The sequence below is a fragment of the Meiothermus taiwanensis WR-220 genome (genome assembly GCF_003568585.1).
Lineage (GTDB): Bacteria > Deinococcota > Deinococci > Deinococcales > Thermaceae > Meiothermus > Meiothermus taiwanensis.
The window spans coordinates 651,196-675,422 of the sequence record NZ_CP021130.1; the positions used below are offsets into that span (position 1 = coordinate 651,196).

Genomic DNA, 24,227 nt, shown 5'->3' on the forward strand with positions numbered 1-24,227 from the left:
TCAGTCCTATTGCGTTTCCAACAACTGCCTGCCCCATGATGGCATGGCAATTTACCCAGTACAGCAAAACACGCTGTACCGGGTATTCGCGCGAAACGCTCTACACCCGAATAAAGGCAGCCACCTGGGGGTTCGTGCGGAGCCGCTCCAGATCTTCTGGGCCGGGCAGCTCGGGTCGGTCGCGCTCGGCGTTGACCAGGCATAAAAAGCCCAGCGGCTCCTCCCCAGTGGCACGGAACTGGTGCCAGGTAAGGGGTGGCACATAAACCAGATCGTGCAGCGCAATGGAAAACACCTCGTTCCCCACCAGGCAGGCCCCCCGCCCCCGGATGACCATCACCGCGTGTACGTGCCGGTGGCGCTCGAGGGTGGTATGACCGCCCGGTGCTACCTCGAAGTAACGCCACTGGGCGGCCAGGTGGGGGTCGTCAAACAGCACCTGGCGGGTCACGTCCTTGAAGGGGGCTGTTCCTTCCGATTTGTAGGCCCGCACCTCCACACCCTCCCAGGTGTATTGCTGCGCGGCTCGTTTGGTTTTGCTCGAGGCCATACCGCCTCATTCTAACGGCTATACCTTCCCCGCACCGACCGCTACTTTTTGCACAAACTGGCGGGTGCGCTCCAGCAGATTATCCTTGGCGGCCAGCAGATCACCGCCAATCAAGAGCATGGTGTCGGGCCCATATAATTCCAGCATTTCCTCCACCCGCTCCACGGTCATACCCCCCGCCGGCACCGGCAGGGCCGGGCGGATGTGGGCCCAGGGGGCTCGAGCGGCCTGGGCCAGCGCCAGGCAGGTCTGCGGGCTGTAGGCAAAGCGCCCGCCGTGGTTGGGAAAGATCACCGCGTCGGCGCCTAAGAGCCTAAAGAGCTTGCCAAACATCAAAGGCGGACTAATACGAAGTCCAGCAAAAGCCGGGTGGGCCAGTACCGCCAGGCCCAGGTCGTCAACCAGCTCCTGAAAGGTCGCCAGGCCCAGCAGCATGGGGGCGGTGAGGATCACCCTAACCCCGGCTTGGCGGGCGATGTCCAGATGGCGATGCAGGGTTTTGGGGCTGCCGGTCAGCATGGGGGCGTACAGGGTCTGGCCGCCGGTCTCGGCGTTGGCCCGGGCAATGGCCTCTTGAATGACCCGCACCCGCTCGGCAAAAGGCGCGGTGGGCTGGTTGGTGAGGCCGTGGTCGTCCTTGACGATGTCAATGCCCCCCAGGGCAAAGGTATAGGCCAGTTCGGCGAGCTGGGCAGGGGAGAGGCCCTGGGGCTTGAGGGCGGTGCAGGTCAGGGGGCGGCCTTCTACCTGGGCCAGCCGACGCAGCCCGGCGATGCCAAAGCGCGGCCCCGCAAACACCGAGAGCAGGCCGGGCGGCAGTTTTAGGTCTAGCAGCTCGATATCTTCCTGCAAAGCACAGTTGCCAAAAAGCACGTTGAGCAGGCCGGTTGTCTCAAACGCCGTGGTTTGTTCGGCAAAATGCAGCACAACCTGGAAATACCCCGCCCCGGCCTCCTGGATGGCAGCCACCCGGGCCAGCACCTTTTGCAGCAGCTCGGGCTGGCGCACGGCGCTGGGGGGCATCTCGATGCTTTGTTCGATGGCCAGGGCCTGGGCCCTGGCTTCGATCTGTGCTTTGGTGGATTTGATGCGGTAGGTGGCCTCGAGTCCGTACATTGCACAGGATTGTAAACAAAAAACACCCCGCCAGCACGGCGGGGTGTGGTGTGCTTATGACTATAAAGCCTCGCCGTTATAGGTGACGGTTACGTTGCCACAGCCGTTATATACCACATCCAGGCGGTTGCCCTGGCTATCGGTCAGGCTAAAGCTGCCACCCACAAAGGTGGAGGTGCAGCTCCGAAGGTACCTCAGGTTGGTGGCGAGGCCCTGGAGCAGGTAGTAGCGGCTGGGGGTGCGGTACTCGAGCGCCCCGCGGTAGTTGAAGGTACCACCCACAAAAGGACGCTCTGGATCGTCGGGCACGTATTCAGCGGTGTAGTTGTAGCGCTGGCTGTAGCGCTTGCCTGGTTTGTAGGCTTCAAAGTAGAAGTTGTAGCGAATATCGTAGTTTGGGTTTCTCCAGTTGAGATCAACGTCTAGATCGAGCTTGAGGCCCGACTGGTTGGCCGTACCGGTATTGAAGCTCAGCTCGTACTGGTCGGTATCTAGGGCGTAGCCACTTTTGCGGTTGTTGTCGTCCTGGTCCCGTAGCGTTATTTTTCCCTTCAAATAAGTGCTTTCGACCCTGCAATCCACCGAAAAAGTAGCCTGTAAGGGGATGCCATCGCCATCTAGATCCTGTGGATTGGAAGGAGAGGTGCTGGCGTTGCAGCTGATGCTTTGCGCATCGAGCCCCGAGGCTAGAATCAGACTGGCCACAGGAGCAGGGAAGACCTGGCCCCCAACTGTGCTGGTGGTTACTATGTTGGTGGGATTGCCAAGGGCGGCTACCAAGTACTTATTGGCTTCTAGGATATTGCTTTTGAGCTCCTGGGCGTCTTCTCGGCTGAGGGGTTCGCGGGTGGGCTGGTCGCCGCAAGCGGTAAGCACGGCCAGTAGGCTTAACAGCAGCAAAGGTCTGAGCAATGCTTTGTGCATACGGTAGCTCCTCGAGTGGTAACCAATCACCACATCAACAAAATGATAGCTCAATCATTTATTGGCCGCCAACCGGTTCAGTATTACGTTAAACGTATATTAAGATTGAACCGTTGTATGACGGTGCCACGTAAAAAACGCCAAAAACGCCCTCATGGCGAGGCCACCCGCGAAAAGCTGATCGAGGCCACGGTGCGTATTTTGAGCCAGGAAGGTCTGGACGCGCTCTCTACGGCCCGGTTGGCCCGTGAGGTGGGTATTGTGCAGTCGGGCTTTTATGCTCACTTCGATAGCCTCGAGGCTTGCATCTCGGTGGCAGCTGAGCGAATAGGAGAGAAGATATGGGCCAGTCTGGCCGAGGGCTTAGAGGTGCTGGGTTCCCAGGGCGCTGGTGATTACCACCTGGTAAAGGCGCAGTACCATAGGCTGCTCACCGAACTGCAGCAGCAGTGGGTGTTTGTGGAACTGCTGATCCGCTACTTCCGCGATCCCTCACCCCTGGGCCGGGCGCTGTCTCGTGTGCAGCAAGGTTTACGCAACGACCTTGTTAACTATCTCACACGGTTTGTTGAGCCGCTTAATTGGCCCAAAGGCGGACGCCCCCAGGCCGGCTTCATGGCCGACCTAATGGTCAGTATGACCCTCAGCGCAGTGGAAAGCCTTCGCTGGGAGCCCGACCTGGATCAGGAGCTGGTAGCCCATCTTTTGGCCCTGCAAACCTTGAATACGGGTAAACACCTGGTGGAGTGGATGATGATAAATAAAACACCCCCCTCACATGAGTGAGGGGGTTTTACAGGTGGAGCGGGAAACGGGACTCGAACCCGCGACCCCAACCTTGGCAAGGTTGTGCTCTACCAACTGAGCTATTCCCGCAAAGAAAAAAACCTCTGCGCTGCCCTACTCTCCCAGGCCCCTTCGAGCCAAGTACCATCGGCGCAGGCACGTTTCACTTCCGTGTTCGGAATGGGAACGGGTGGTACCATGCCGCTATGAGCACAGAGGTTTCCAATGTTTTACTTTTCAAAGTTGGATTGAAAAAGGGGTAGAGGAGGGAAGGGGTATCCAGATCAGTGCATAAAGGTCAAGACCTCGGACGATTCGCACGGGTCGGCTCAACGCATCGCTGCGCGTACACCTCCCGCCGATCCACCCGGTATTCTACCGGGGTCCTTACCGGATTGACTCCGTGAGAAGGCTCATCTTGGGGCAAGTTTCCCGCTTAGATGCTTTCAGCGGTTATCTCTCCCGTACTTGGCTACCCTGCTTATGCCCTTGGAAGAACAGCAGGAAAACCAGCGGTACGTCCACTCCGGTCCTCTCGTACTAGGAGCAGCCCCCCTCAACCTTCTTGCGCTCGTGACGGATAGAGACCGAACTGTCTCACGACGTTCTGAACCCAGCTCGCGTGCCACTTTAATGGGCGAACAGCCCAACCCTTGGGACCTTCTTCAGCCCCAGGATGTGACGAGCCGACATCGAGGTGCCAAACGATTCCGCCGCTATGGACGCTCGGGAATCATCAGCCTGTTATCCCCAGGGTAACTTTTATCCGTTGATCTATGGCCCTTCCACACAGAACCACAGGTTCACTAGGCCCCGCTTTCGCGTCTGCTCGGCTTGCAGGCCTCACAGTCAGGCTCCCTTCTACCCTTGCGCTCTCTGGTGGGTTTCCGTCCCACCTGAGGGAACCTTTGGGCGCCTCCGTTACCTTTTGGGAGGCGACCACCCCAGTCAAACTGCCCATCAAGCCCTGTCCCCGTCAACGGGTTAGAAATCCAGACGTCTCAGGGTGGTATCTCACCGTCGCCTCCACCGAGACCAAAGCCCCGGCTTCATAGGCTCCCACCTATCCTGCGCAGAAACGGCCGAATCTCAAGGCCAGACTACAGTAAAGCTCCATGGGGTCTTTTCGTCCTGCCACGAGTAGGCTGCATCTTCACAGCCAGTTCAATTTCACCGGGTCCCTCGCTGAGACAGCGCGCTGATCGTTACGCTTTTCGTGCAGGTCGGAACTTACCCGACAAGGAATTTCGCTACCTTAGGACCGTTATAGTTACGGCCGCCGTTCACTGGGGCTTCGGATCAGGGCTTGCACCCCTCCCCTTGACCTTCCAGCACCGGGCAAGCGTCGCTCCGTATACTTCCACTTACGTGTTCGCACAGAGCTGAGTTTTTGGTAAACAGTCGCCAGCGCCTATTCACTGCGGCTCGCTCATCGCGAGCACCCCTTCTCCCGAAGTTACGGGGCTAGATTGCAAAGTTCCTTAGCGAGGGTTCTCCCGCGCGCCTTGGTGCATTCACACCCACCCACCTGTGTCGGTTTACGGTACGGGTACTGCGCAGTTATGCTTAGAGGCTTTTCTCGGCTCCATGGCTTCAGCGAGTTGTCACCTTGCGGCTTCCACACCACCCACCGGTAACGGACTACGGATTTGCCTGTAGTCCCCTTTGGGCTTCTGTCCGGGCTCGTCCATGGCTCCGGTTCGCCTAGCCTAAAGCGTCCCCCCATCGCACTGCGCAGTAGGACTGGAATATTAACCAGTTGTCCGTCGGCCTCGCCTCTCGGCTTATCCTTAGGCCCCGCCTAACCCTACGATGACGACCATCGCGTAGGAAACCTTGGGTTTACGGCGAAGGGGATTCCCACCCCTTTTATCGTTACTCATGCTGGCATTCGCACTTCCCGTACCTCCACCACTCCTCACGGTATGGCTTCATCGGCATAGGGAACGCTCCTCTACCACTCAACCAGGCAAAGCCCGGCTAAGTCCGCGAATTCGGTGACAGGTTTAAGCCCCGATCATTTTCAGCGCAGGGTCACTCGACTAGTGAGCTATTACGCACTCTTTAAAGGATGGCTGCTTCTAAGCCAACCTCCTAGCTGTCTGGGCAACCCCACATCTTTATCCACTTAACCTGTACTTGGGGACCTTATTCGGCGGTCTCTGTTGTTCCAGCGCTCGGACACGGATGTTAGCACTCGTGCCCTCACTCCCGGACTCCATTTCGGACCCTTCAGAGTTTGAAAGGGTTTGGTAGGCTGGTAGGCCCCCTAGCCCTATCAGTGCTTTACAGGCCCAAATAAGCATCCGAGGCTGACCCTAAAGTCATTTCGAGGAGAACCAGCTATCTCCCAGATCGGTTAGCTTTTCACTCCTAACCCCAGCTCATCCGAAGGATTTGCATCTCCCACCGGTTCGGCCCTCCACGCGGTGTCACCCGCGCTTCAGCCTGGCCAGGACTAGCTCTCTGGGTTTCGGGTCTACGGCAGCCGACTATGCGCCCTGTTCGGACTCGCTTTCGCTACGCCTCCGCCTTCCGGCTTAAGCTCGCCGACTACCGTAAGTCGCCAGCTCATGCTTCAATAGGCACACCAAAAGACCGCTACTCGCGTAGATAGTCCTTTGATTGCTTGTAAGCACACGGTTTCAGGTTCTATTTCACTCCCCTCCCGGGGTTCTTTTCACCTTTCCCTCACGGTACTGGTCCGCTATCGGTCACCTAGAGTATTTAGCCTTACGCGGTGGGCCGCGCAGATTCACCCATAGCTCCACGAACCACAGGCTACTCGGGTACTGGCTACTAGCCTCCGCCTTTCGTCTACAGGACTTTCACCTTCTCTGGTGGGCTTTCCCAAAACCCTTCGACTAGACTTCCGCTTCGATATCGCCAGCCCCACAACCCCGCTGAGCACGCTCAACGGTTTAGGCTCCTCCCCTTTCGCTCGCCGCTACTCAGGGAATCGATTCCTCTTTCTTCTCCTCTGGGTACTTAGATGTTTCAGTTCCCCAGGTTCCCCCCACCCGTAGGTGGTGACCTGTGTTCCCACAGGCCGGGTTCCCCCATTCGGACATCCCGGTATCAACGCTTACTACCAGCTCCACCGGGCTTTTCGCAGGTAATCACGTCCTTCATCGGCTTAGGTGCCAGGGCATCCACCGTGTGCCCGTTCTATCTTGACCTTACTCTCCTCCTCAGGGATTCCCCCCGAAGATAAAGGCCTATTCACACCACCCTGCAACGCCCCCATCGCTCACGCATATGAAAGCGCCCAGAATGGACTTCCTTCCTACTCCTTACTACCCCTTTTTCATGATCCTCGCGCCTGCTTCCTATCGCGGCGCAACGAAGAGAGTACCGAATACCCTGAAATCTGTCAACACCCCTGGGTAAAAAAAGCAGGGGGCGGCCGGCCCCCTGCGGGAGAAAAACCCGTCTAGCTGCCCAAAGCGGCTTTTAGCTGGGGCATTTGCTTTAGTACCAGGTAGCGAATGACGCCCGTCCCGCCGGTTCCGCGTAGCAAGAGCACCAGCGAGGCCTTATCGCTGATGCGGCTGACAATGACGGTTTTGCCCAGGTACTCGAGGTTCAGGCTTTGCACCGTGGAGAGGTGGTATTTTTCACCCATGACGCTGCTGATGGAGAGCAGGGTGTGTATGTAGGTGGCTAGCAGATCGGCTTCATCCAGGGTTTGCCCCAGCCAGGCCAGCAGCTGGCCGCCGTTGCCCACAACAAACACACTCTCAATCTCCGGTTTATCCAGAAAAGGCTGCAGTTCGTTGAGCAGGGTTTGCGGCGAAGAGGTGGGCTGTGGGTCTGTTTGTACCGCTGGTGTCGGCGATGGGGGAGAGGATACGGGAGCCTGGCTGACTGCTGCAGTGATGGGTGGCGGCGGTGTTGAAGGCTCGCTGACAACCGGGACGACCTCGTCTTTAGCTTGCTGTGACTGCTTGGCAGCGTTAAGGGCGCGCTCAATTTTGGGAAAGAGGTCGTCGGGTGTAAAAGGCTTAGAGACCACGTCGAAGGCCCCTGCTTGTTGGGCTTGGGTGACAACACCTTCGTTGATGATGCCGGAGATTAGGATGACTGGGATGCTTTTAGTTGAGGCCTGCGTTTTGAGCATCTGGCATAGCTCAAAGCCGCTCATGCCGGGCATTACCACATCGGCGATAACCAGGTTAGGGGCGTGGTGATTGATTGCATCAAGGCCTTGCTCGGCCGACTCGCTGGTGGTGACCACCAGGCCACGCGACGATAAAAGCTTCTCAAGCACCTTTCGCACGCTGGTGCTGTCGTCAACAACTAGGACTTTGGCTCCTTGCATAACTAACCTAATGGTAGAGCTATCTGGAATGGGGTTTGGTGATGTGTGACCATCACGCCGCGCTTAGGGTAAGCCGTTTGGTGTACCGGCATGGTGAGTTCTAGAGGAGGCTACCCGGCCAATTTATGGTGTTTCCCACAATTGCCTGCCCCATGATGTTGGGCAATTTGCCCAGTACAGTAAAATACGCCCGTACTGGGTATTCGCGGGAAACGCCCTATTGCAGTTTTGCTCATTTTGCCGCAGCGCGAAAATGCCCCTAGGCCGTTCCTTAACTTGATCCGGTATCAGAGGGCTCGAGCCCCCGGCAAAAGCGCCTGCTCGAAGGCGGGCACCGGGCTGGCCTTTATGCAGCAATCAGTTGATGCCTTGCTGGCGGTGATCCATCTCGACGGCCATTGAGAGCAGCAGTTGGTCGGTGCTTTTGCGAATGGTGATGGGTTCCAAGAAAAAATCGGCTTCGGTGAGGGGTTCGAAGTGGAAGTGGCCGCTGGGCCGGTTTTCAACCTGAAGCAGCAGGTGCAGCACAGCATCTTCGCCGCTCTTGCCGGCGTACTCGGCGTGGATGAGCTGTCCTTTGCTGAAGAGCCAACTGGCACTCTCCCCCTCGACTTCGACCCGAAGCCGGCCGGTTTTGGCCGATTTAGCCAGCCATTGGGCCAGTTCAAACAGGCTCATGTCCCCCAGACGTCCCTGTATACCTTGTTGGGCGGCTGGGTTGGTGGCTTCGGGGGCGTGAGTTTTACGGGTTAGCTCGAGGATAAGCTTGTAGGCGCTGCGCACCACTTCAGCCGCCGGTGTGTCGGGGGGCAGCACCAGGTCGAGGTCGCCCACTTTGGCTGGGGTGGTGTGATCGAGCAACACAAAAGGAACCAAAGCAAGCTGTGGGTCGGAGCGCACCATCTCGAAGAACTCTGCACCTGCCAGGTCGCTCAGCGAGGCTGTGCTGACAATAACGTCGGGGCGGTGGCGTTCCAGAAGGGTCATGGCGTAGAGGGCGCTGTCCTCAACCTGGACATCAAACCCCGACAGCACAAAGCTGTCTTTGAGCGCGACACCACGCTTGGGTTGACCGGTCAGGATCAGGGCTTTCATCGATAAATCTCCTTTTTCAAACGAGCCTCTTGGAGCATATGACTATATCTCTTGCAAGAACCGGCCCAATTCTACCTCGTCGGCAGGCTTGGTTAGATAGGCATTTGCACCGAGTTCAACGGCCAGATCGCGGTGTTTAGTGGAGGCTCGAGTGGTCAGCACCGCAATGGGCAGGTGGGCCAGGTTGGGGCGGCGTCGCACCTCTTCTAGCAGCTCGAAACCCGACATGCGGGGCATCTCGAGGTCGGTTACCACGGCCTGGAAGGGTTGTTGCTCCAGAAGCTCGAGGGCTTCCTGCCCGTCCGCAGCCGTGACCACCTGATGGCCGGCCTTGCGCAGCATCTGAGCCACCACTTTCCGCACCGAGAGTGAGTCATCAACCAGCAGAACCGGCAGGCGCCGGCTGGCCGAGGCTTTGATGGGGGTTTGGGTGGGCAGGGTGGTGTTCAGGCTGAGGAGACCGCTGGGGCTCAGCACCAGAATCACCTGACCGGTAGGCGAGACGGTGGCACCGATGAGGTGGGGTAGTTCGGAAAGAGGGCCTGGGAGGGGTTTGACCAGGGCCTGTTGCAGGCCTATAAAACGCTCAGCGGCCAGGGCAACCAAGTTGCCACCGCGGCTCTCCACCACGGCCAGCGCGTACTCTTCCGATTCAGCCGGGGATAGCCGCAGCAGCTCGTTCAGGTGCTTGATGGGAACAGCCTTCCCTTCGTAGGCCACCTCATCCTGGCCAGCAGGCGCGGTGAGCAGGGTGACCAGGCTTTCGCGGGGCAGGGCGAGGGTCTGCCCACCGGTTTGCAGCAGCAGGATGTCCGAGACCACCAGGCTTTGCGGTATGCGTAGGCGAAAGGTCGTGCCCAGGCCGCTGTGGGTTTCTACGCTTAGGTCGCCACGCAAGCGACGGATGGTGGTTGCGACCACGTCCATGCCTACCCCGCGTCCAGCCACATCCGAAACCACCGGAGCAGTAGAAAGACCGGGGAGGAAGATGAGCTCCAGGGCTTCCTCTGGGCGCATGTTCTCTACCTGGGCCTGTGTGCGCAGGCCCTTTTCCACAGCTTTTTGCTTGACGGCCTCGAGGTCGATACCCCGTCCGTCGTCGCTAATCTCCAGCACCAGGGCACCGCGCTGCGGCTGGGTGCGGATGGTGAGGGTGCCCTTGGGTGTTTTGCCAGCGGCCAGGCGTTCTGTGGGGCTTTCTATCCCGTGAATGACGGCGTTGTTGATCAGGTGAAGCAGCGCTTCCGAAAGGCCATCGAGCAGCACGGAGTCGATCTCGACCTGTTCGCCTTGAAAGAGGAGCTGCACCTGTTTTTCACCGGCAATTTGTTGTACCTGGCGGGTGAGGCGCTGGTAAAAGCGGCCGATGGGGATCAGCCGGGCCCGGCCCACCTCGTTGCGCAGCTCTTGCGAGAGTTTAGCGAATGTCTCGGTTTCCTGGCGGAAGGCTTTGATCTGCTCACTGAGGCTGTTGCGCACCTCGGCCAGGTCGCTGGTCATCTCTTGGATGGAGCGGGCCAGGATGTTGAGGTCGTCGTAGCGGTCGAACTCGAGCTCGGTAAACAGCTCCTGAACGGTTTTGCCCAGGGTGCTCTGGGGCTGGGGTGCCTGGGTTTCCTGGGCCAGCGAGAGCCGGGGGTTGAGGTAGCGGGCTTCGAAGTCGCTGGTGGTGCGCACCAGCCGCTGCCGGGCCATTTCAAGGAGCTGATCCATCTCCTCGAAGCGCTGGGCCAGCAGCTCCAAACGCGACCGGGCGACCAGGGTCTCACCGGCCAGATTGAGCAGGGCGTCGAGGCGCTCGAGGCTCACCCGCACCGATGTCGTGTTGCTAGGACGGGTTTGCGGAGCGGGGGTGCTGGGTGGGGTTGGCGGGGCCGGGGCCGGGGTGGGGGTGGGAGGTTCCCGGTTCAGCAGCAGGGCCAGCCGGTTTTGCAGGTCGGTAAGCTGTTGGTGGAGGGTTAGGGCGGCCTGGGGATCTTTGCCCTCGGCCACCGCGAGCATCTGGCTCAGCACCTGCGAGCCTTCCAGTACCAGGTGGGCGATTCTTTCGCTCCAAGCGGTCTGGCCTTCGCGCACCGCCACCAAGAGATCCTCGAGCTGGTGGGCCAGGGCCCCAATCGGTTTGCAGCCCACCGAGTAGGCCGCTCCTTTGACGGTGTGCATGGCCCTGAACAAGGCGCGCAGGTGCTCGCCGCTTTCGTCGCCGACTTGCAGGCTGGCCAGCGCATTGGTTACGTGGTCGAGGTTCTCGAGGGTTTCGGGAGCAAAGAACTCCCAGAACTCGGCGTTTTGCCGATAGAATTGCTGCAACTCTTCCACCACCCCCCCGGGGGTCTGGGGAGGGGCTGGCGGGGCCTCCTCAGGCTCATCGCTAGCAAAGGCCTCGGGGTTGAGCGCGGCAAGCTCCTGGATCAGAGCAGCCGCTCCTAGACGACCGAGCTCGAGGCCCACGCGACCTTCCTGGCCGTGAATGGCAATGTTCTCCAGCGCAGTGGTGAGCACCGCCGTAAGCTGGCTTACAAACTCGATGACCTTGGCCTGCTGCTGCTCGGTATAGCGGGGGGCGGCCTCCAGGATGCGTTCGGCCAGGGCGCCCAGGTTGGCGATCTGGGGAAAACCGTACAACCCCGCCGAGCCTTTGAGGCGATGGGCCATAACCATCAGGGGTTCGTGGCGCTTAATGGCCAGAAACTCGGCGGCCTGCTCGAAGACTGCTACAGTCTCCCAGGCCTCTTCCAGAAAGCTTTGCAGCAGATCGGGTACGGTTGCGGCAGACATGGCAGCTCCTAGTCGGGCAGGCGGAAGCGGCCCAGGCTTCTAGAGAGTTCCTGGGCCAACACCCGCATGGCCTCCGCGGATTGGCGGCCTTCCTGGCTTTCGATCCCGGTTTTTTGTGCAGTCTGGGTGATTTTTTGCACGGCCTGATCGACCCGTTCCACCACGGCCACCTGGTTCTGGGCCAGGCCCGAGATTTCCTGGGCCAGGCTGGCCGATTGCTCAGCCAGTCGGGCGATTTCCTCGAGGCGGCTCCCGGCGCTGTTGGCCGTGTCATAGCCGGTCTCCACCTCGCGCACCCCTTCACGCACCAGCTCCACCACCCGGCTGATATCGGCCTGCACCTGCTGCACCAGGTTGTTGACCCGGCTGGTCTCGCGGGCGGAGTCTTCGGCCAGTTTACGGATTTCTTCGGCTACGATGGCGAAGCGGCGGCCAGCGGCCCCGGCCCCTGCGGCCTCGAAGGCAGCGTTGAGGGCCAGCAGGTTGGTTTGCGAGGCAAAGTCCTCGAGCACCCTGGTGATGCTTTCGATCTCGGCCGAGCGTGCGGCCAGCGCGGCGATGTTCTCGGCGATGGCCTGCATCTCCCTGCGGATATCGCTCATGCCTGAGAGGGTCTGGGTCACGGCCTGGCGGCCCAGCTGGGCTGACTCGAGGGTGCGAAGGGCAGCCTCCGCGGTGATGCTTGCGCTTTGGGCCATCTGTCGGATGTTTTTGGCGGCAATCTGGGTCTGTTGCTGTACCTGGCTTACCTCCTGGGCTTGTAAGAGGGCCCCGGAAGCGATAGAAGCCGTTAGCTGATCCATCTGCATGGCGCTCTGGCTGACCGATTCGGCTGCTTGCTTGACCTCCTTGAGCAGGTGCGCAATTTCCTCAACGGTCAGGTTTACCGCATCCACCACGTTGCCCAGCACATCGTCGGTGACCTCGCCGCGCTCGGTAAGATCGCCCTGGGCGATTTTGGTAGCCACATCCAAGAAGCGTTGCACGTTTTCCTGAAGCCGCAAGCCGCGCTGGCGCTCTGCTTCTTGCTGCTCCAGCAGGGTGCGCAGGGTAAGGATGGACTGGTTCAGGGTTCTACTGACCAGCCCCAGCTCGTCGTTGGAGCGCAGATGGGCCAGGGTGGAGAGGTTGCCCTGTCCGATGTGCTGGGCGACCCGTGTGAGCTCCTGTACCGGGGCCAGAATCGAGCGCAAAACCCCAATGATCAGCCAGAGGGATAGCATCAGGGTGGCGACCACGATGAACAGGCTCAACACCTGCCGGTTGACCAGCTGCCCCAAGCGATTATCGAGCAGGTTGTTGAGCTGGTTCAGAGCAGCGGTCTGCACGGTAAAGTAGGCCTCGATGGGGCGGCTTAGCTGGTCGAAGTAAAAGGCGGGCTCGAGGCTAAAGCGCCTGCTTAGCACCTCCCGGCGGGTAAGCTCTACTGCCGACTCGGTGATGGCCCGGGCCGTGCCTACCTGCTCCTGCAGGCTTTCGCTCAGCGAGGGGTTGGTGGCCAGGGCGTTCTGCACCGAACGCTCGAGGGCCGCGGTTACCGAGGCCACCTCGCCAAAGCCGGTGCCCCGATTGACCAGCGAGGCCAGAAGCCCGCTCAGCCGCCTTTCTTGCTCTGCGGTGAGCTGCTTGGACTGCAACGCCGCGACCCCAATGCCCTGTATCTGGCTCAGGGTTTCCATGACCGGCGGCAGGCGGTAGACCACCGAATCCACCAGCCAGTAGCTCTGCACGGTTGGATCCAGAATCAGGTTGGAGCCAATGGCCATTTGTTCGTATAGCTCCAGTAGCTGCCCAATGAGCTGGGTATGTGCCTGAAAGCTTTGTGCGGGGCTATAGCGCACGGCTAGCAGGGTGTCCCAATTGGTTCGGATGGCCGCAAGCCTTTCTCCAACGCCGTAAGGGTCGCCCTCGGTGCGGTTTAACCTGTCGAGCAACTGCAGGCTGCGACTGATCTCCTCTGCTTTCTGAGAACGTGGCAAGACCAGTTCCTGGTTGCCCGAGAGGGTGGCTGTGCTCATGTTGCGGTGCTCGGCCATGGCTTTGATCAGGCTGCCCGTGCTTTGCAGGAAGAGCACCCCTTGTTTTTCGGCTCGCACAAAGTTGATGTCGTTGCGCTGCTCAAACATCAGGGCGAACAGCAGATAGAAAATGGGCAGCAGCAGAGGAACGACCAGCAGCGCCAGCTTATAAGGGACGCGAAGGTTGCCAAAGAACCCGGTGTAGGGGGCCTCGAGGGCCTCCGCATCCACCCGCACCTTGCGGCTATGGGCACCTAGGAGGCCCACCTGCTTGATTTCTACCTCGCGGAGCTCGCGTTGAAGCGCCATAGTGCATCCCTTTAGGCAGGCAGCCGGAAGCGGGTCAGGCTTTGGCTGAGCCGCTGGGCCAGGGCCTGTAGTTCCTCGGCGGTCTGACGGCCTTTACGGCTTTCCTGGTCGGTTTGCAGGGCGGTGTCGTAGATGTCCTGCACCACACTGGTTACTTCTTCCACGCGGGCCACCTGTTCTTGGGCGGCCTGGGCTACGTAGCGGGCTGCTTCGGCGGATTGCTGGGCCAGGGCTGCGATCTGCTCGAGCTTGCTCCCGGCCTCGGTCGCGATGCGGTAGCCTTGCTCCACCTCGCGGGTACCACCTTCTACCGAGATCACCACGCCCTGAATCTCGGTTTGAATACCCTTGACCAGCAGGCCTACCCGCTGGGCGGCCCGGGCTGAGTCCTCTGCCAGCTTGCGCACCTGGTCGGCCACCACCGCGAAACGGGCCCCGGCCTCGCCTGCGCCGGCGGCCTCGATGGCGGCGTTAAGGGCCAGCAGGTTGGTTTGCTTGGCGATGCGCGAAATGGTATCCACCACCTCGGAAATCTCCAACGAGCGGTCGGAAAGAGCCTTAATGCTCTTGGAAATGCTCTGCACCTCACGCCGGATGTTTTGCATACCGCTGAGGGTGTTTTGCACAGCTCCCTGACCCTCCAGGGCGGCTTCTTTAGCCTGCATAACCAGCTCGGAACCCTGCACAATCTGCTCGGCCATGCTGCGGATGGATTCGGTGGTATCGAGCGCCTCGATGCGGGCCCGGGCCGAAAGCTCGGCCTGTGACTCGGCTTTTTCCTGCACACTTGCGGAACTCTGGGCCATCTGGGCAGCGCCCTGGTTAACCATCTCGGCAGCGGCCTGCACCTGCTTGAGCAGATAGGCGATCTCCTCGACCGTCAGGTTTACCGCGTCGACCACGTTGCCCAGCACATCCTCGGTAACCCGTCCGCGCTTGGTCAGGTCGCCCTGGGCAATGTCCATGGCTACGTTGAGGAAAGCGGCGATGTTTTCTTGCAGGAGCTGGCTCTGGCGGAGCTGCTCGGCGTCGGCCTCGGCTTTGGCTTTAAGCTGCAACACCGTGTCGTTAAAGGTGCGGGCCAGTGAGCCCAGCTCGTCGGAGGAGAGCACGGGTACCTGCACCCCCAGGTCGCCCTTGCGCAGGCGCATAGAGGCATTGAACAACTGCCCCAACGGGCGGGTGATAGAACGCACCACAGCCCCCACAATCCCCAGCACCAGTGTTACGGCCAGCGCAATGGTCACGAACAGCAGGGTTTGTTCATGTTGGAGCTCTTGCCAGGTTCGCAGGGTGTTGTTTTGCAGCACCTGCAGGGCGTTTTGCTGGAGCTGTGCCACGTTGGCATCGATCTGGTTGAAGGTGCTGGCGTACTCGCTGGGGCGCAGGGTGGGCCGGGCGGTGGCCAGAATTGCGTTGGTTACAAAGGAGTTAATGAAGCCGGTCTCGGTGAAAACCTGTTCAATCTCCTGGGTGATGGTTTCCATGCCCCGCACCTGCCCTGACCGGCTCTGGGCCAGGCTGAGCAGGGTGTTTTCAGTTTGCTTGGATATCTGCTCGAGCAGGTTGATGATCTGCTCCCGCTCGTAGATGAGCGCGGAGCCTCGAGCCAGCACCTCCATACCCAGGAAACGCAGCTCGGCCAGGGTCTCGCGCAACTCGGGCAGGTGTCGTAGGGCAGTTTCCGCCAGGAGGAAGGACTCCTCCCCAATGTTAAGCAGCATCCCAGAGGATAGGCTCAGTTTTTCGAGGGTCTGCTGTAGTTGCAGCACCATCTGGTGATGCATATCAAAGATAGCGTTGTTGCCGGCCGCCTGGCTCTGGTTTTTAATTGCTGCCCATCTCTGATTGAGCTCGGCGATTGACTCGCCAATACCAAAGCGATCCCGCATGGTCTCATTGAGCTGAGCCAGTTGGGCCAGGGCGTCATCCACGTCGGCGGCTTCTTTGGCCAGGTTGCCTCTGAGGCCCAGGCGCCGGTCGTCCAGGAGGTAGCGCCGGTGTTCGTGTACTTGCTGGAATACCGCATCAAGGGCCTGCGCAAGCTGGTAACCCTGTAGCTGGCTATACAGCCTTTCGTTTTGGCGTTGCTCGAGGGAAAAAATGATGACGACGGGCACAGCACCCACCGATGTGAAAGCCAGCACGATCAGGAACAGCTTTTGCCAGATTTTGAGCGAACCCAGCAATCCACCGGTTGGCAGGAACTGTGTGGGGGCGGCCGGCCTGGGGCGGCGCGCGGGACGCACAGCAGCTTTTGAGCCACGCTGGGTCATGCTTCAGCCTCCTGGGCCTGCTCTGTGGGGGCCTCGAGCAGGGATGAGATAAACACTGGCAGCCCTAGGACTGCTACCGCAAACAGCACAAAAATGTTGAGCGTGACCAGACTGCCGCTAGCGATCATGTTGTGGATTTGGGTGGTGCCGGTGTCGGTGAATCGCACGGCCAGCATGGCGGTGTAGTGCATGAAGGGGATGGCCAGGCCGGTGACGGTGGCGGTGGCCAGATTGCTGAATGGAACCTGGCTCAAGACCGGGCTGACCAGCATCCACATACCGAAGGCACCCAGAACCATTGCTACCAGAACCGAAAGCACCACCAGGGGCGGGCTGAAGGTGAGCTGGGCATCGAGGCGCATGGCAAGCATGCCCACGTAGTGCATGGTTCCGATACCCGCTCCCAGGAAAAAGCCGGAGCCCAGGATCTGAAGCGGGCCCACGTTGGGCCGGCTGACCATCTGGAACGCGGCGGCAGCCCCCAGGACGGCAAAAAACCAGGAGACTAGAGTGATGAGCGGGTCGTAGGATACCAGCTTGTTGATCTGCAGGGCGGTCATGGCGGTGAAGTGCATGGCCCAGACCCCCAGCCCATAGGTAGCGGCCCCCAGCCACAGCCAATTCTTGCTGCTGCTGCTTTGCCGCAGACGACTGATAATAGTCAGTGCCGCATACGATGCGAAGATCGCGATAAGGAACGAGGCCCCGACCAGCCAGGGGTCGTGGCTTATGGGAAGGTGGGTTTGTTCCATATGGGACTCCTTTAGTAGGTGCTCTCAGGGGATGGCCGGTTTAGGTGAACGGGGTGGTTCGAATTGCAGAGGTGGGTGCGGGGGCTGTGGCCGATATCCGGGCGGTGAGGTGGGCCAGCAGGCTGCTGGGGTTCAGGATGCGGATGTTTTTACCAGCGTCCTCCAGCACTGCGCTGAACAGGGGTTCTTGGCTTGGGGTGGCCCAGACACCACCCAGGTTGGTGCGAAGCCCGCTCACCTCGTCGATTGTAAAAGCAATGGACTGACCCTCGACCTCGAGCAAAGCCGCCAGATCCGAACCTGTGGGCGGAAGCTGCAACACCTGGCTCAGATCAAACACCGACACAATCTGGCCCTGTTTGCTCAGGAGTCCCAGCAGGGGTGGAGGAGCCAACGGAATGGGCGTGAGCTGCGTTATTTCCAGCACTTCTTTCAGGGCTTTGGGCTCAACACCCAAAAAGACGCTACCAAGCCGCAGCACCCAGATTTTGTCGATGCTGATCTTACTCATAACGCAAGCCGTTCGCAGATAGCTGCAGATGCCATTTCAACTGGAACCAGCAGGCCGGCTAGAGGATTTCCTGGACAGCTTTGCGCAGGTCTTCAGGGGTATAGGGCTTGGTCAGATAGCCACTGGCTCCCTGGCGCTTGCCCCATTCGATATCGGTGGGGGCGCTCTTGGAGCTGATGATCAAGACCGGAATGTGCTTGGTGGACTCATTGCGCCGGAGGGCGCGAAGCACCTCGTAGCCGTTGCGGCCAGGCATGACCACATCGAGCAGAACCGCATCAGGTTTTTCGGCTTCGATGCGTTGTTCGACATTCTCGCTGCCCTGGTACAAGATCACCTGGTGGTAGGGTGCAAGCGACTGCTCGATGAGCTTAAGGTCTGCCATGGAATCGTCTACGGCTATAAGCTTTGCCATTTTTACCTCCAGATTTGCGGGCAAGGTGGCGATGACAGGATGAATACTACCACCCGCAACATAACCTAAAGTTACGTGAAGCGTAACCCCCTGGATGTGACGAATGCACAAGCGTAAAGCAAGCGGGCGTTACGCTGGCATGTTTTTGCGATAACACCGGAGACATTTGATTAAATTTAGGTCGTCCAGTCAACCTGTTGGGGTGGAGGAGGAGATTATGTTCAAAAACATCCTGCTGGCCTTTGACGGCTCAGTTCATGCTCAGAAGGCAGCCCAGATGGCTGCCGACCTGGCCCGGCAGCACCGCGCTTCGCTGTGCCTGGTTCATACCTACGACCCTGTACCCGATTATCTGGGGGAACCCTTTTTGCAAGAGGCCATCTCCAGGCGAACCCAGGCAGCCGACCAGGTAGTAGCCCAGGCCCGGGCTTTGCTGGGTGAGGTGCCCGAGCTCGAGACCGAGGTGCTAGAAGGGCCGCCGGCAGAGGCCATTTTGCGGGTGGCCGAGGTTCGCCAGGTAGACCTGATCGTAATGGGCACCCGGGGCTTGAGCCAGCTGCAGGGCCTGCTGCTGGGCAGCCAGAGCCAGAAGGTGCTCATGCATGCCCGGTGTCCGGTGCTGCTGGTGCGCTGATGACGGATCGGTCGGCTTGCATCCCTCAACTTTGATTGCGCATGGTGGTGAGGGATGCAAGCGGAAACGATCTGATGCCGGTTTCAAAAAGATAGCCTCTCAATGTTTTTTGTTTGAAGATTATCTTTTTGAATCCGGGATTAGTTCAGACGGGTACGCAGCTCGAGCGCCCTTTGTTTTAGCTCCTCAACCTTTAGCAGGTTGGCCAGGGTGGCCTCGCGGGTGCTTTCCAGGCGCGTGCAAGGGGCGCGGTACAGGCTGTTGAAGCGCTCGCGGGTGAGGCGCATCTCGGTATTTAGGGTTTCGTTGAGGGCTTGCTCGAGGGTATCTTTGAGCTCGTTTAATCGCTCGCGCAGACGGGTTTTAGCTAGCTCTTTGCGGCGGGGGAGGATGGAGGTGGCCAGGATGGCCCCAAACACTGTAGCAAAGATGCCCAGGATATCGAAGGCGATTTTCTGAGCTACCAGCAGGATGGTCAGGCCCAGGCCCATGACCCCTACCTCCGCCAGGGCGGTGCCGCGCAGGCTCTCTTGGATAAAGTCGCGTAGCTGGTTGGCCTCGGCCTCGGCGTCAAAGGAGCGCAGGGCTTCCTCCAGGTTGCCTGCAATGGTACGCTCTTCGGGGCCAGCTTGCTCAGCATGCCGGAGGCCAGGAGCCTCCCGTAGCAGCACGAGGGCGTCTTCCAGCAACTCGCGGTCGCGCCTGGCCAGCCAGTTCATGGCCTCGAGCACCCGGCGTTCGATTTCCTGGTTGGCTCCTCTGACCACCTCGTCTATAAAGCTTTGCTTGAGCTTGCTGGACTGCATGAGCTCGAGGAACCTGGAGAATCGCACCTTTTCGTCCAGCCAGCGCTCGCCCCGGGCGCGCACCTCGTCGATGGCCCGGAGGGCCAGGGCGACCTGCCCGTTGAAGTCGCGGCGGGTGCGCTCTTCGTGCCGCTGGAGCAGGTGATCCAGCTCGCGGCAGGTGGCAAGCTGCTTCTCAGTTTCCTCAAGCCGGGCCTCCAAAGCAGGCCTGGCTCCATCGACAAGATGGATCAGCACACCCAAAGGGGAACCGAGTTTAATGGAGGCCGCCTCGTGATTGAGCACCTGCCGGATATGGGCTTCTAGCTCGGGAATGCGGCTGGCATCAACCTGGCCCTGTCTGGCCCGGCGGGCCGAGACTGCAAAGAGCGGGGGGGTCTGCCCCAGGGTTTGATCGGCTGCTTTCTTGACAAACTCGAGCACCTGCTGCAGCTCGGGCTCGCTGAGCAGGTCAATTTTGTTTATGACCAGTACTACCTTTTTCCCCCAGGCGCGGATTAGACGAAGAAAATCGGCCTCGGACTGGGTGAAGGGCCGGTCGGCGCTGGTGACGAACAAAATAAGATCGGCGCGGGGGAGAAACTGCTCGGTCAAGACCTGGTGATGCTGCAAAATAGCATTGGTACCGGGGGTGTCGACCAGGTGCAAGTCCTTGAGCAGGGGGTGTGGCAGTTGAACCAACACCAGTTCCGGCGACTGGGGCTGTAGTTTGGGTTCAGGGCCATAGCCGATCAGGTTGATGCGATCGGTGGTGGGGGTGACCCCCTCCTTTAGAAAGTCTTCGCCCAGCAAGGCATTGAGCAGCGAAGACTTCCCGCTGTTGTACTCACCGATAACCACTAGCAAAAATGGGCCTTCCAGATCCAACAAAGCCTGCTTGAGCGCTTCGGTGTCGAGGCCCACTCGAGCCAGGGCATCCAGCCCTTGGGTGAGCAGTGCGCGCACGTCCTGGGCCAGGGCTTGGGTTTTTGAATCCAGCATACGGAGATTGTATCGCAGGGTTTTACAAACGCTTTTTTGCTAAACAAAGCCAGGCGGCGATCCTCGGGGTGTTTTGATTAAGATGGGCCGGCTGGGTTTGGGCAGCGGAAAAGTGCCGATAAGAAAGGGAAAAGCTGGCAATGGCGATCCGGCTCGCGCCGATTGGCAATTCAACAACTGGTTGTATTACGCGTATCAAAAGCATACAAGATGTTGTATAGTGAGGTTTAGTGGAGAAACAATCTAAAAGCACCGCTCGCCTGCAGTGCACAAGATGCTTTTGGGTTTTGTGCAACGGGCGAATCATCCGCTGGATAGCGCATGGTTTGGGAGCTGGGGCCTAGATATCTCCACACTGGACTGCGAGGAGGTATACACATGCCCGAAAAAGCCAAATCCGAAACAAGCAAAAAGCCCGCTGCCAAGACCACGGAGAAGAAGTCCGCGAGCAAAACTGCTAGCAAGGCTCCAGCCAAGAAAACTACGGCCAAGGCAGCAGAAAAACCCACGGCTAAAGCCACCGCTAAACCTGCTGAAAAGAAGGCTGCTAAGACCACTACCAGGAAGACTGCTAGCAAAACCGCCGCGAAAACCACCGAGACCGCAGCTAGAGCCACGGCCAAATCGGCGGCTAAAAAGACCGCCGCTACCAAAAAGTCGACGGCCAAGAAGTAGGGGTTTCTGGGTTGACCGGCCTCGTTATGGGGCCGGTTTTTGTGGGTTGTGCCAGGCTTGCAACGACCTGACCGGCAGGCTGGAGTTGCGTGCGCGCAGGATGGCCTCGAGGCTCCACCTAGCCCCCTCGAGCGTGGTGATGAAGGGCTTGCCGCTCTCCACAGCGCGGCGCAGCTCGGGGTGGGGGGTGAGGGCAATCAGCAGGTCGTAGTCCTCTTCAGAGACCGCAAAACCCGCGGCCTCCCAGTCGGGCTTGAGTTGCTCGGCCTCGATGAAACGCACCTTGCCGGAAAGCGGCAGCCGCTGGCCCACCCCCAGCTCGGCCCGGTAGTAGGCCAGGTAGGGGTCGGTGTCTATGCCCATGCTCTCGCCGGTCGAGCGCATCTCGGGCCCCAGCACCGGGATGACCCCAGGGAACTTGAGCCAGGGAATCAAGACCTCCTTGACCGAGTAGAAGCCGGGGGTGGGATCCTCGGTGAAGCCCAGCTCCTCCAGGGTGCGGCCCACTGCAATCAGGGCCGCGTACTTGGCCAGGGGATGGCCGATGGCCTTGGAAACGAACGGCACCGTGCGGGAGGCGCGGGGGTTGGCCTCCAGGATGTAGACCGCGCCGTCTTTGATGGCGTACTGCACATTGATCAGGCCCTTGACCCCCACCGCCAGGGCCAGCTTGCGGGTGTAGGCCTTGACGGTCTCGAGCTGCTCGGGGGTGAGGGAGATGGGGGGCAGGATGGTGGCCGAGTCGCCGGAGTGCACCCCGGCCCGCTCGATGTGCTCCATGATGCCGGCCACCACCACCCGCTCTCCATCGCAGAGCGCGTCTACGTCTAGCTCGAGGGCGTTTTCCAGGTACTGATCCAGCAGAATCGAGGGCCGCTCGGCCAGGGCTGCGTAGATGCCGCTCAGATACCAGCGCAGCTCCTCGGGGTTGCGCACCACCTGCATGGCCCGCCCCCCCAGCACGTAGCTGGGCCGCACCATCAGGGGATAGCCCAGGGCCTCGGCCAGCTTGAGGGCTTCCTCGGGGGTGCGGGCCACTGCGCCTTTGGGCTGGGGGATGCCCAGCGCGGCGCAGAGCTGGTTGAACTCGGCCCGGTCTTCGGCTTTGTGGATGGCTTCCCAGCTTGTCCCCAGCAGCGGGACACCGGCCTCGGCCAGCTTTCTAGCGAGCTTTAGGGGGGTCTGGCCGCCCAGGGTGGCGATGGCCCCGATGGGTTTCTCGTGCTCGGCCAGGTTGAGCACATCCTCCAGGGTCAGGGGCTCGAAGTAGAGCCGGTCGGCGGTGTCGTAGTCGGTGGAGACGGTCTCGGGGTTGGAGTTGACCATGATGGTCTCGTAGCCTGCCGCCCTAAGGGCCCAGACTGCGTGCACGGTGGCATAGTCGAACTCCACCCCCTGCCCGATGCGGATGGGGCCGCTACCCAGAATGACCACCTTGGGCTTGGCCGTCTGGCGCACCTCGTCCTCTAGCTCGTAGGTGCTGTAGTGGTAGGGGGTGTAGGCCTCGAACTCGGCGGCGCAGGTGTCCACGGTCTTATAAACCGGTCTGCAACCCGCTGCCAGGCGTTGTTTGCGGGCCGCAGCCTCGGAAACCCCCAGCAGCTCGCCCACTCGAGCGTCCGAAAGGCCCAGGCCCTTGACGTAGCGCCAGTCCTCGAGGTCTTCCAGGCGGTGCGGCTCGGTCTCGAGGTCGTGTTCGGCCTCCACCACCTCCTTGAGCTGGGTCAGGAACCAGGGCTCAATTCGGGTCTTTTCGTACAGACGATCCACGGGCGCACCCCGCCGCAGCAATTCCAGGACTGCATAAATTCGCGTGGGGTTGGGGTAGAGCCGGGCCTCCAGCTCCTCGGTGGTAAGCCCCGAGAACTCTGCGCGCACATCGGCCTCGAGGCTCCGGAGGGCCTTGCCAAAAGATTCCTTGAAGGTGCGGCCAATGGCCATCACCTCGCCCACGCTTTTCATCTGGGTGCCCAGCCGGTCGGAGAAGCCGCCGGGGTTGGTGTTGGGCAGGGTGCTGAACTTCTCAAAGGCGAAGCGGGGGATCTTGGTCACCACGTAGTCGATGGTGGGCTCAAAGCTGGCCGGGGTCTTCTGGGTGATGTCGTTGGGGATCTCGTCCAGGGTGTAGCCCACCGCCAGCAGGGCGGCAATTTTGGCGATGGGGAAGCCGGTGGCCTTGGAAGCCAGGGCGCTGGAGCGAGAAACCCGCGGGTTCATCTCGATCACGATCATCCGCCCGCTTCTGGGGTCGATGGCGAACTGGATGTTGGAGCCCCCGGTCTCCACCCCAATCTCGCGGATGATAGCGATGGCCGCGTCGCGCATTTTCTGGTACTCCACGTCCGAGAGGGTCTGGGCCGGGGCCACGGTGATGGAGTCGCCGGTATGCACGCCCATGGGATCCACGTTCTCGATGGAGGTAATGATCACCACGGTGTCGTTCTTGTCGCGCATGACCTCGAGCTCGTACTCCTTCCAGCCCACGATGCTCTCCTCCACCAGGGCGGAGTGGGTGGGGGAGAGGGAGAGCCCGCGGGTCAGGATTTCCACGAACTCGGCCTCGTTTTCAGCAATCCCACCCCCGGTGCCCCCCAGGGTGAAGCTGGGCCGCACCACCACCGGATAGCCGGTCACCTCGCGGGCGAAGGCCAGCCCCTCTTCCAGGCTGTGCACCATCTTGCCCCTGGGCACGTCCACGCCAATCTTGAGCATGGCTCTCTGGAACTCCTCGCGGTCTTCGCCTTTTTTGATGGCGGCGGCGTTGGCCCCAATCAGCTCGACACCGTACTTTTCCAGAATGCCCTGCTCGTAGAGGGCCATCGAGAGGTTGAGCGCGGTCTGGCCGCCCAGGGTGGGCAGGAGGGCATCCGGGCGTTCAGCAGCGATAATTTTTTCCAGGAACTCCACCGTGAGGGGCTCCAGGTAGGTGCCCTCCGCGAGCTCGGGGTCGGTCATGATGGTGGCCGGGTTGGAATTCACCAGCACCACCTGGTAGCCCACGCTGCGCAGGGCCTTGACAGCCTGGGTTCCCGAGTAATCGAATTCTGCCGCCTGGCCGATGGTGATAGGGCCGGAGCCGATAATCATAATCTTTTTCAGGTCGGTGCGAGCAGGCATACCAAGGGGAGAGCATAACACTTATTGGGGCCGGTGACTACCCGGTTTTTGCATAGTGTTGCGTGATTTGAGTATAAACACGCAAAGGCCCGGCCTGGGGGTTGGCTTACTTTAGAACCCGGCAAGCGTGCTAAGCTCGAACTGGGTAGTTGCGTACAGCAAA

Annotated in this window: 16 protein-coding genes, 1 tRNA gene and 2 rRNA genes; 3 read left to right on the forward strand and 16 right to left on the reverse strand. The window is 60.2% G+C overall.

The features are described from left to right. Positions 1 to 100: 100 nt before the first annotated feature. Genes MTAI_RS03325 through MTAI_RS03335 form a run of 3 tightly spaced genes read right to left on the reverse strand, consistent with a single transcriptional unit; the run spans position 101 to position 2,590 of the window. Complete coding sequence (locus MTAI_RS03325; protein ID WP_027887448.1) at positions 101 to 550, reverse strand: cupin domain-containing protein; 450 nt, start codon at positions 548 to 550, stop codon at positions 101 to 103. 18 nt (positions 551 to 568) lie between these two features. Next, positions 569 to 1,666, reverse strand: coding sequence for a RuBisCO large subunit C-terminal-like domain-containing protein (locus MTAI_RS03330; RefSeq protein ID WP_027887449.1), 1,098 nt, complete (start codon positions 1,664 to 1,666; stop codon positions 569 to 571). Positions 1,667 to 1,726: 60 nt separating this feature from the next. After that, complete coding sequence (locus tag MTAI_RS03335; RefSeq protein ID WP_027887450.1) at positions 1,727 to 2,590, reverse strand: hypothetical protein; 864 nt, start codon at positions 2,588 to 2,590, stop codon at positions 1,727 to 1,729. Positions 2,591 to 2,707: 117 nt separating this feature from the next. On the opposite strand from MTAI_RS03335, the gene MTAI_RS03340 reads away from it, so the two are divergent. Then, the gene (locus MTAI_RS03340; RefSeq protein WP_036196927.1) at positions 2,708 to 3,376 is read left to right on the forward strand and encodes a TetR/AcrR family transcriptional regulator; all 669 of its coding nucleotides are present in this window, start codon (positions 2,708 to 2,710) and stop codon (positions 3,374 to 3,376) included. 14 nt (positions 3,377 to 3,390) lie between these two features. Here MTAI_RS03340 and MTAI_RS03345 read toward each other — a convergent pair. The 11 genes from MTAI_RS03345 to MTAI_RS03395 form a co-directional block, all read right to left on the reverse strand. Then, positions 3,391 to 3,466, reverse strand: a tRNA-Gly gene (locus tag MTAI_RS03345). A gap of 11 nt (positions 3,467 to 3,477) precedes the next feature. Then, positions 3,478 to 3,594, reverse strand: a 5S ribosomal RNA gene (gene rrf, locus MTAI_RS03350). A 76-nt stretch (positions 3,595 to 3,670) separates the two neighbouring features. Next, a 23S ribosomal RNA gene (locus tag MTAI_RS03355) occupies positions 3,671 to 6,555 on the reverse strand. A 254-nt stretch (positions 6,556 to 6,809) separates the two neighbouring features. Beyond that, entirely contained in the window at positions 6,810 to 7,697 is an 888-nt protein-coding gene (locus MTAI_RS03360) for a response regulator (protein ID WP_027887259.1), read from the reverse strand. 357 nt (positions 7,698 to 8,054) lie between these two features. Further along, the gene (locus MTAI_RS03365) at positions 8,055 to 8,792 is read right to left on the reverse strand and encodes a DUF4388 domain-containing protein (RefSeq protein ID WP_027887258.1); all 738 of its coding nucleotides are present in this window, start codon (positions 8,790 to 8,792) and stop codon (positions 8,055 to 8,057) included. 42 nt (positions 8,793 to 8,834) lie between these two features. Further along, positions 8,835 to 11,570 (reverse strand): hybrid sensor histidine kinase/response regulator, encoded by a 2,736-nt coding sequence (locus MTAI_RS03370; protein WP_027887257.1) that lies wholly within the window; start codon positions 11,568 to 11,570, stop codon positions 8,835 to 8,837. An 8-nt stretch (positions 11,571 to 11,578) separates the two neighbouring features. Next, on the reverse strand, positions 11,579 to 13,897 hold the full coding sequence (locus MTAI_RS03375) for a methyl-accepting chemotaxis protein (protein ID WP_027887256.1): 2,319 nt from the start codon (positions 13,895 to 13,897) through the stop codon (positions 11,579 to 11,581). A gap of 11 nt (positions 13,898 to 13,908) precedes the next feature. Continuing rightward, positions 13,909 to 16,173 carry a methyl-accepting chemotaxis protein gene (locus tag MTAI_RS03380; protein WP_027887255.1) on the reverse strand — a complete coding sequence of 755 codons (2,265 nt, stop codon included), beginning with the start codon at positions 16,171 to 16,173 and terminating at the stop codon, positions 13,909 to 13,911. After that, positions 16,170 to 16,925 (reverse strand): MHYT domain-containing protein, encoded by a 756-nt coding sequence (locus MTAI_RS03385; protein WP_027887254.1) that lies wholly within the window; start codon positions 16,923 to 16,925, stop codon positions 16,170 to 16,172. The genes MTAI_RS03380 and MTAI_RS03385 overlap by 4 nt, the downstream gene beginning before the upstream one ends. Before the next feature lie 40 nt (positions 16,926 to 16,965). Beyond that, on the reverse strand, positions 16,966 to 17,436 hold the full coding sequence (locus tag MTAI_RS03390) for a chemotaxis protein CheW (RefSeq protein WP_027887253.1): 471 nt from the start codon (positions 17,434 to 17,436) through the stop codon (positions 16,966 to 16,968). Positions 17,437 to 17,494: 58 nt separating this feature from the next. Then, a complete protein-coding gene (locus tag MTAI_RS03395) occupies positions 17,495 to 17,851 on the reverse strand; it encodes a response regulator (RefSeq protein ID WP_027887252.1) in 357 nt (118 codons plus the stop codon). Between the two features lie 217 nt (positions 17,852 to 18,068). Here MTAI_RS03395 and MTAI_RS03400 point away from each other — a divergent pair, with 217 nt between their 5' ends. After that, positions 18,069 to 18,485: a universal stress protein gene (locus MTAI_RS03400; protein WP_027887251.1), complete on the forward strand. Its 417-nt coding sequence runs from the start codon at positions 18,069 to 18,071 to the stop codon at positions 18,483 to 18,485. 140 nt (positions 18,486 to 18,625) lie between these two features. Here the strand turns inward: MTAI_RS03400 and MTAI_RS03405 are convergent, their stop codons facing one another. Continuing rightward, complete coding sequence (locus MTAI_RS03405) at positions 18,626 to 20,272, reverse strand: dynamin family protein (protein ID WP_027887250.1); 1,647 nt, start codon at positions 20,270 to 20,272, stop codon at positions 18,626 to 18,628. Positions 20,273 to 20,650: 378 nt separating this feature from the next. Here MTAI_RS03405 and MTAI_RS03410 point away from each other — a divergent pair, with 378 nt between their 5' ends. Further along, positions 20,651 to 20,947 carry a hypothetical protein gene (locus MTAI_RS03410; RefSeq protein WP_027887249.1) on the forward strand — a complete coding sequence of 99 codons (297 nt, stop codon included), beginning with the start codon at positions 20,651 to 20,653 and terminating at the stop codon, positions 20,945 to 20,947. 24 nt (positions 20,948 to 20,971) lie between these two features. Here the strand turns inward: MTAI_RS03410 and carB are convergent, their stop codons facing one another. Continuing rightward, entirely contained in the window at positions 20,972 to 24,064 is a 3,093-nt protein-coding gene (gene carB, locus MTAI_RS03415; protein ID WP_027887248.1) for a carbamoyl-phosphate synthase large subunit, read from the reverse strand. Positions 24,065 to 24,227: the final 163 nt, after the last annotated feature.

Excerpts from the sequence above, each read along its gene's own strand:
- MTAI_RS03325 (WP_027887448.1), bottom strand. The coding sequence starts at position 550 with ATGGCCTCGAGCAAAACCAAACGAGCCGCGCAGCAATACACCTGGGAG.
- MTAI_RS03330 (WP_027887449.1), bottom strand. The coding sequence starts at position 1,666 with ATGTACGGACTCGAGGCCACCTACCGCATCAAATCCACCAAAGCACAG.
- MTAI_RS03335 (WP_027887450.1), bottom strand. The coding sequence starts at position 2,590 with ATGCACAAAGCATTGCTCAGACCTTTGCTGCTGTTAAGCCTACTGGCC.
- MTAI_RS03340 (WP_036196927.1), top strand. The coding sequence starts at position 2,708 with ATGACGGTGCCACGTAAAAAACGCCAAAAACGCCCTCATGGCGAGGCC.
- MTAI_RS03360 (WP_027887259.1), bottom strand. The coding sequence starts at position 7,697 with ATGCAAGGAGCCAAAGTCCTAGTTGTTGACGACAGCACCAGCGTGCGA.
- MTAI_RS03365 (WP_027887258.1), bottom strand. The coding sequence starts at position 8,792 with ATGAAAGCCCTGATCCTGACCGGTCAACCCAAGCGTGGTGTCGCGCTC.
- MTAI_RS03370 (WP_027887257.1), bottom strand. The coding sequence starts at position 11,570 with ATGTCTGCCGCAACCGTACCCGATCTGCTGCAAAGCTTTCTGGAAGAG.
- MTAI_RS03375 (WP_027887256.1), bottom strand. The coding sequence starts at position 13,897 with ATGGCGCTTCAACGCGAGCTCCGCGAGGTAGAAATCAAGCAGGTGGGC.
- MTAI_RS03380 (WP_027887255.1), bottom strand. The coding sequence starts at position 16,173 with ATGACCCAGCGTGGCTCAAAAGCTGCTGTGCGTCCCGCGCGCCGCCCC.
- MTAI_RS03385 (WP_027887254.1), bottom strand. The coding sequence starts at position 16,925 with ATGGAACAAACCCACCTTCCCATAAGCCACGACCCCTGGCTGGTCGGG.
- MTAI_RS03390 (WP_027887253.1), bottom strand. The coding sequence starts at position 17,436 with ATGAGTAAGATCAGCATCGACAAAATCTGGGTGCTGCGGCTTGGTAGC.
- MTAI_RS03395 (WP_027887252.1), bottom strand. The coding sequence starts at position 17,851 with ATGGCAAAGCTTATAGCCGTAGACGATTCCATGGCAGACCTTAAGCTC.
- MTAI_RS03400 (WP_027887251.1), top strand. The coding sequence starts at position 18,069 with ATGTTCAAAAACATCCTGCTGGCCTTTGACGGCTCAGTTCATGCTCAG.
- MTAI_RS03405 (WP_027887250.1), bottom strand. The coding sequence starts at position 20,272 with ATGCTGGATTCAAAAACCCAAGCCCTGGCCCAGGACGTGCGCGCACTG.
- MTAI_RS03410 (WP_027887249.1), top strand. The coding sequence starts at position 20,651 with ATGCCCGAAAAAGCCAAATCCGAAACAAGCAAAAAGCCCGCTGCCAAG.
- carB (WP_027887248.1), bottom strand. The coding sequence starts at position 24,064 with ATGCCTGCTCGCACCGACCTGAAAAAGATTATGATTATCGGCTCCGGC.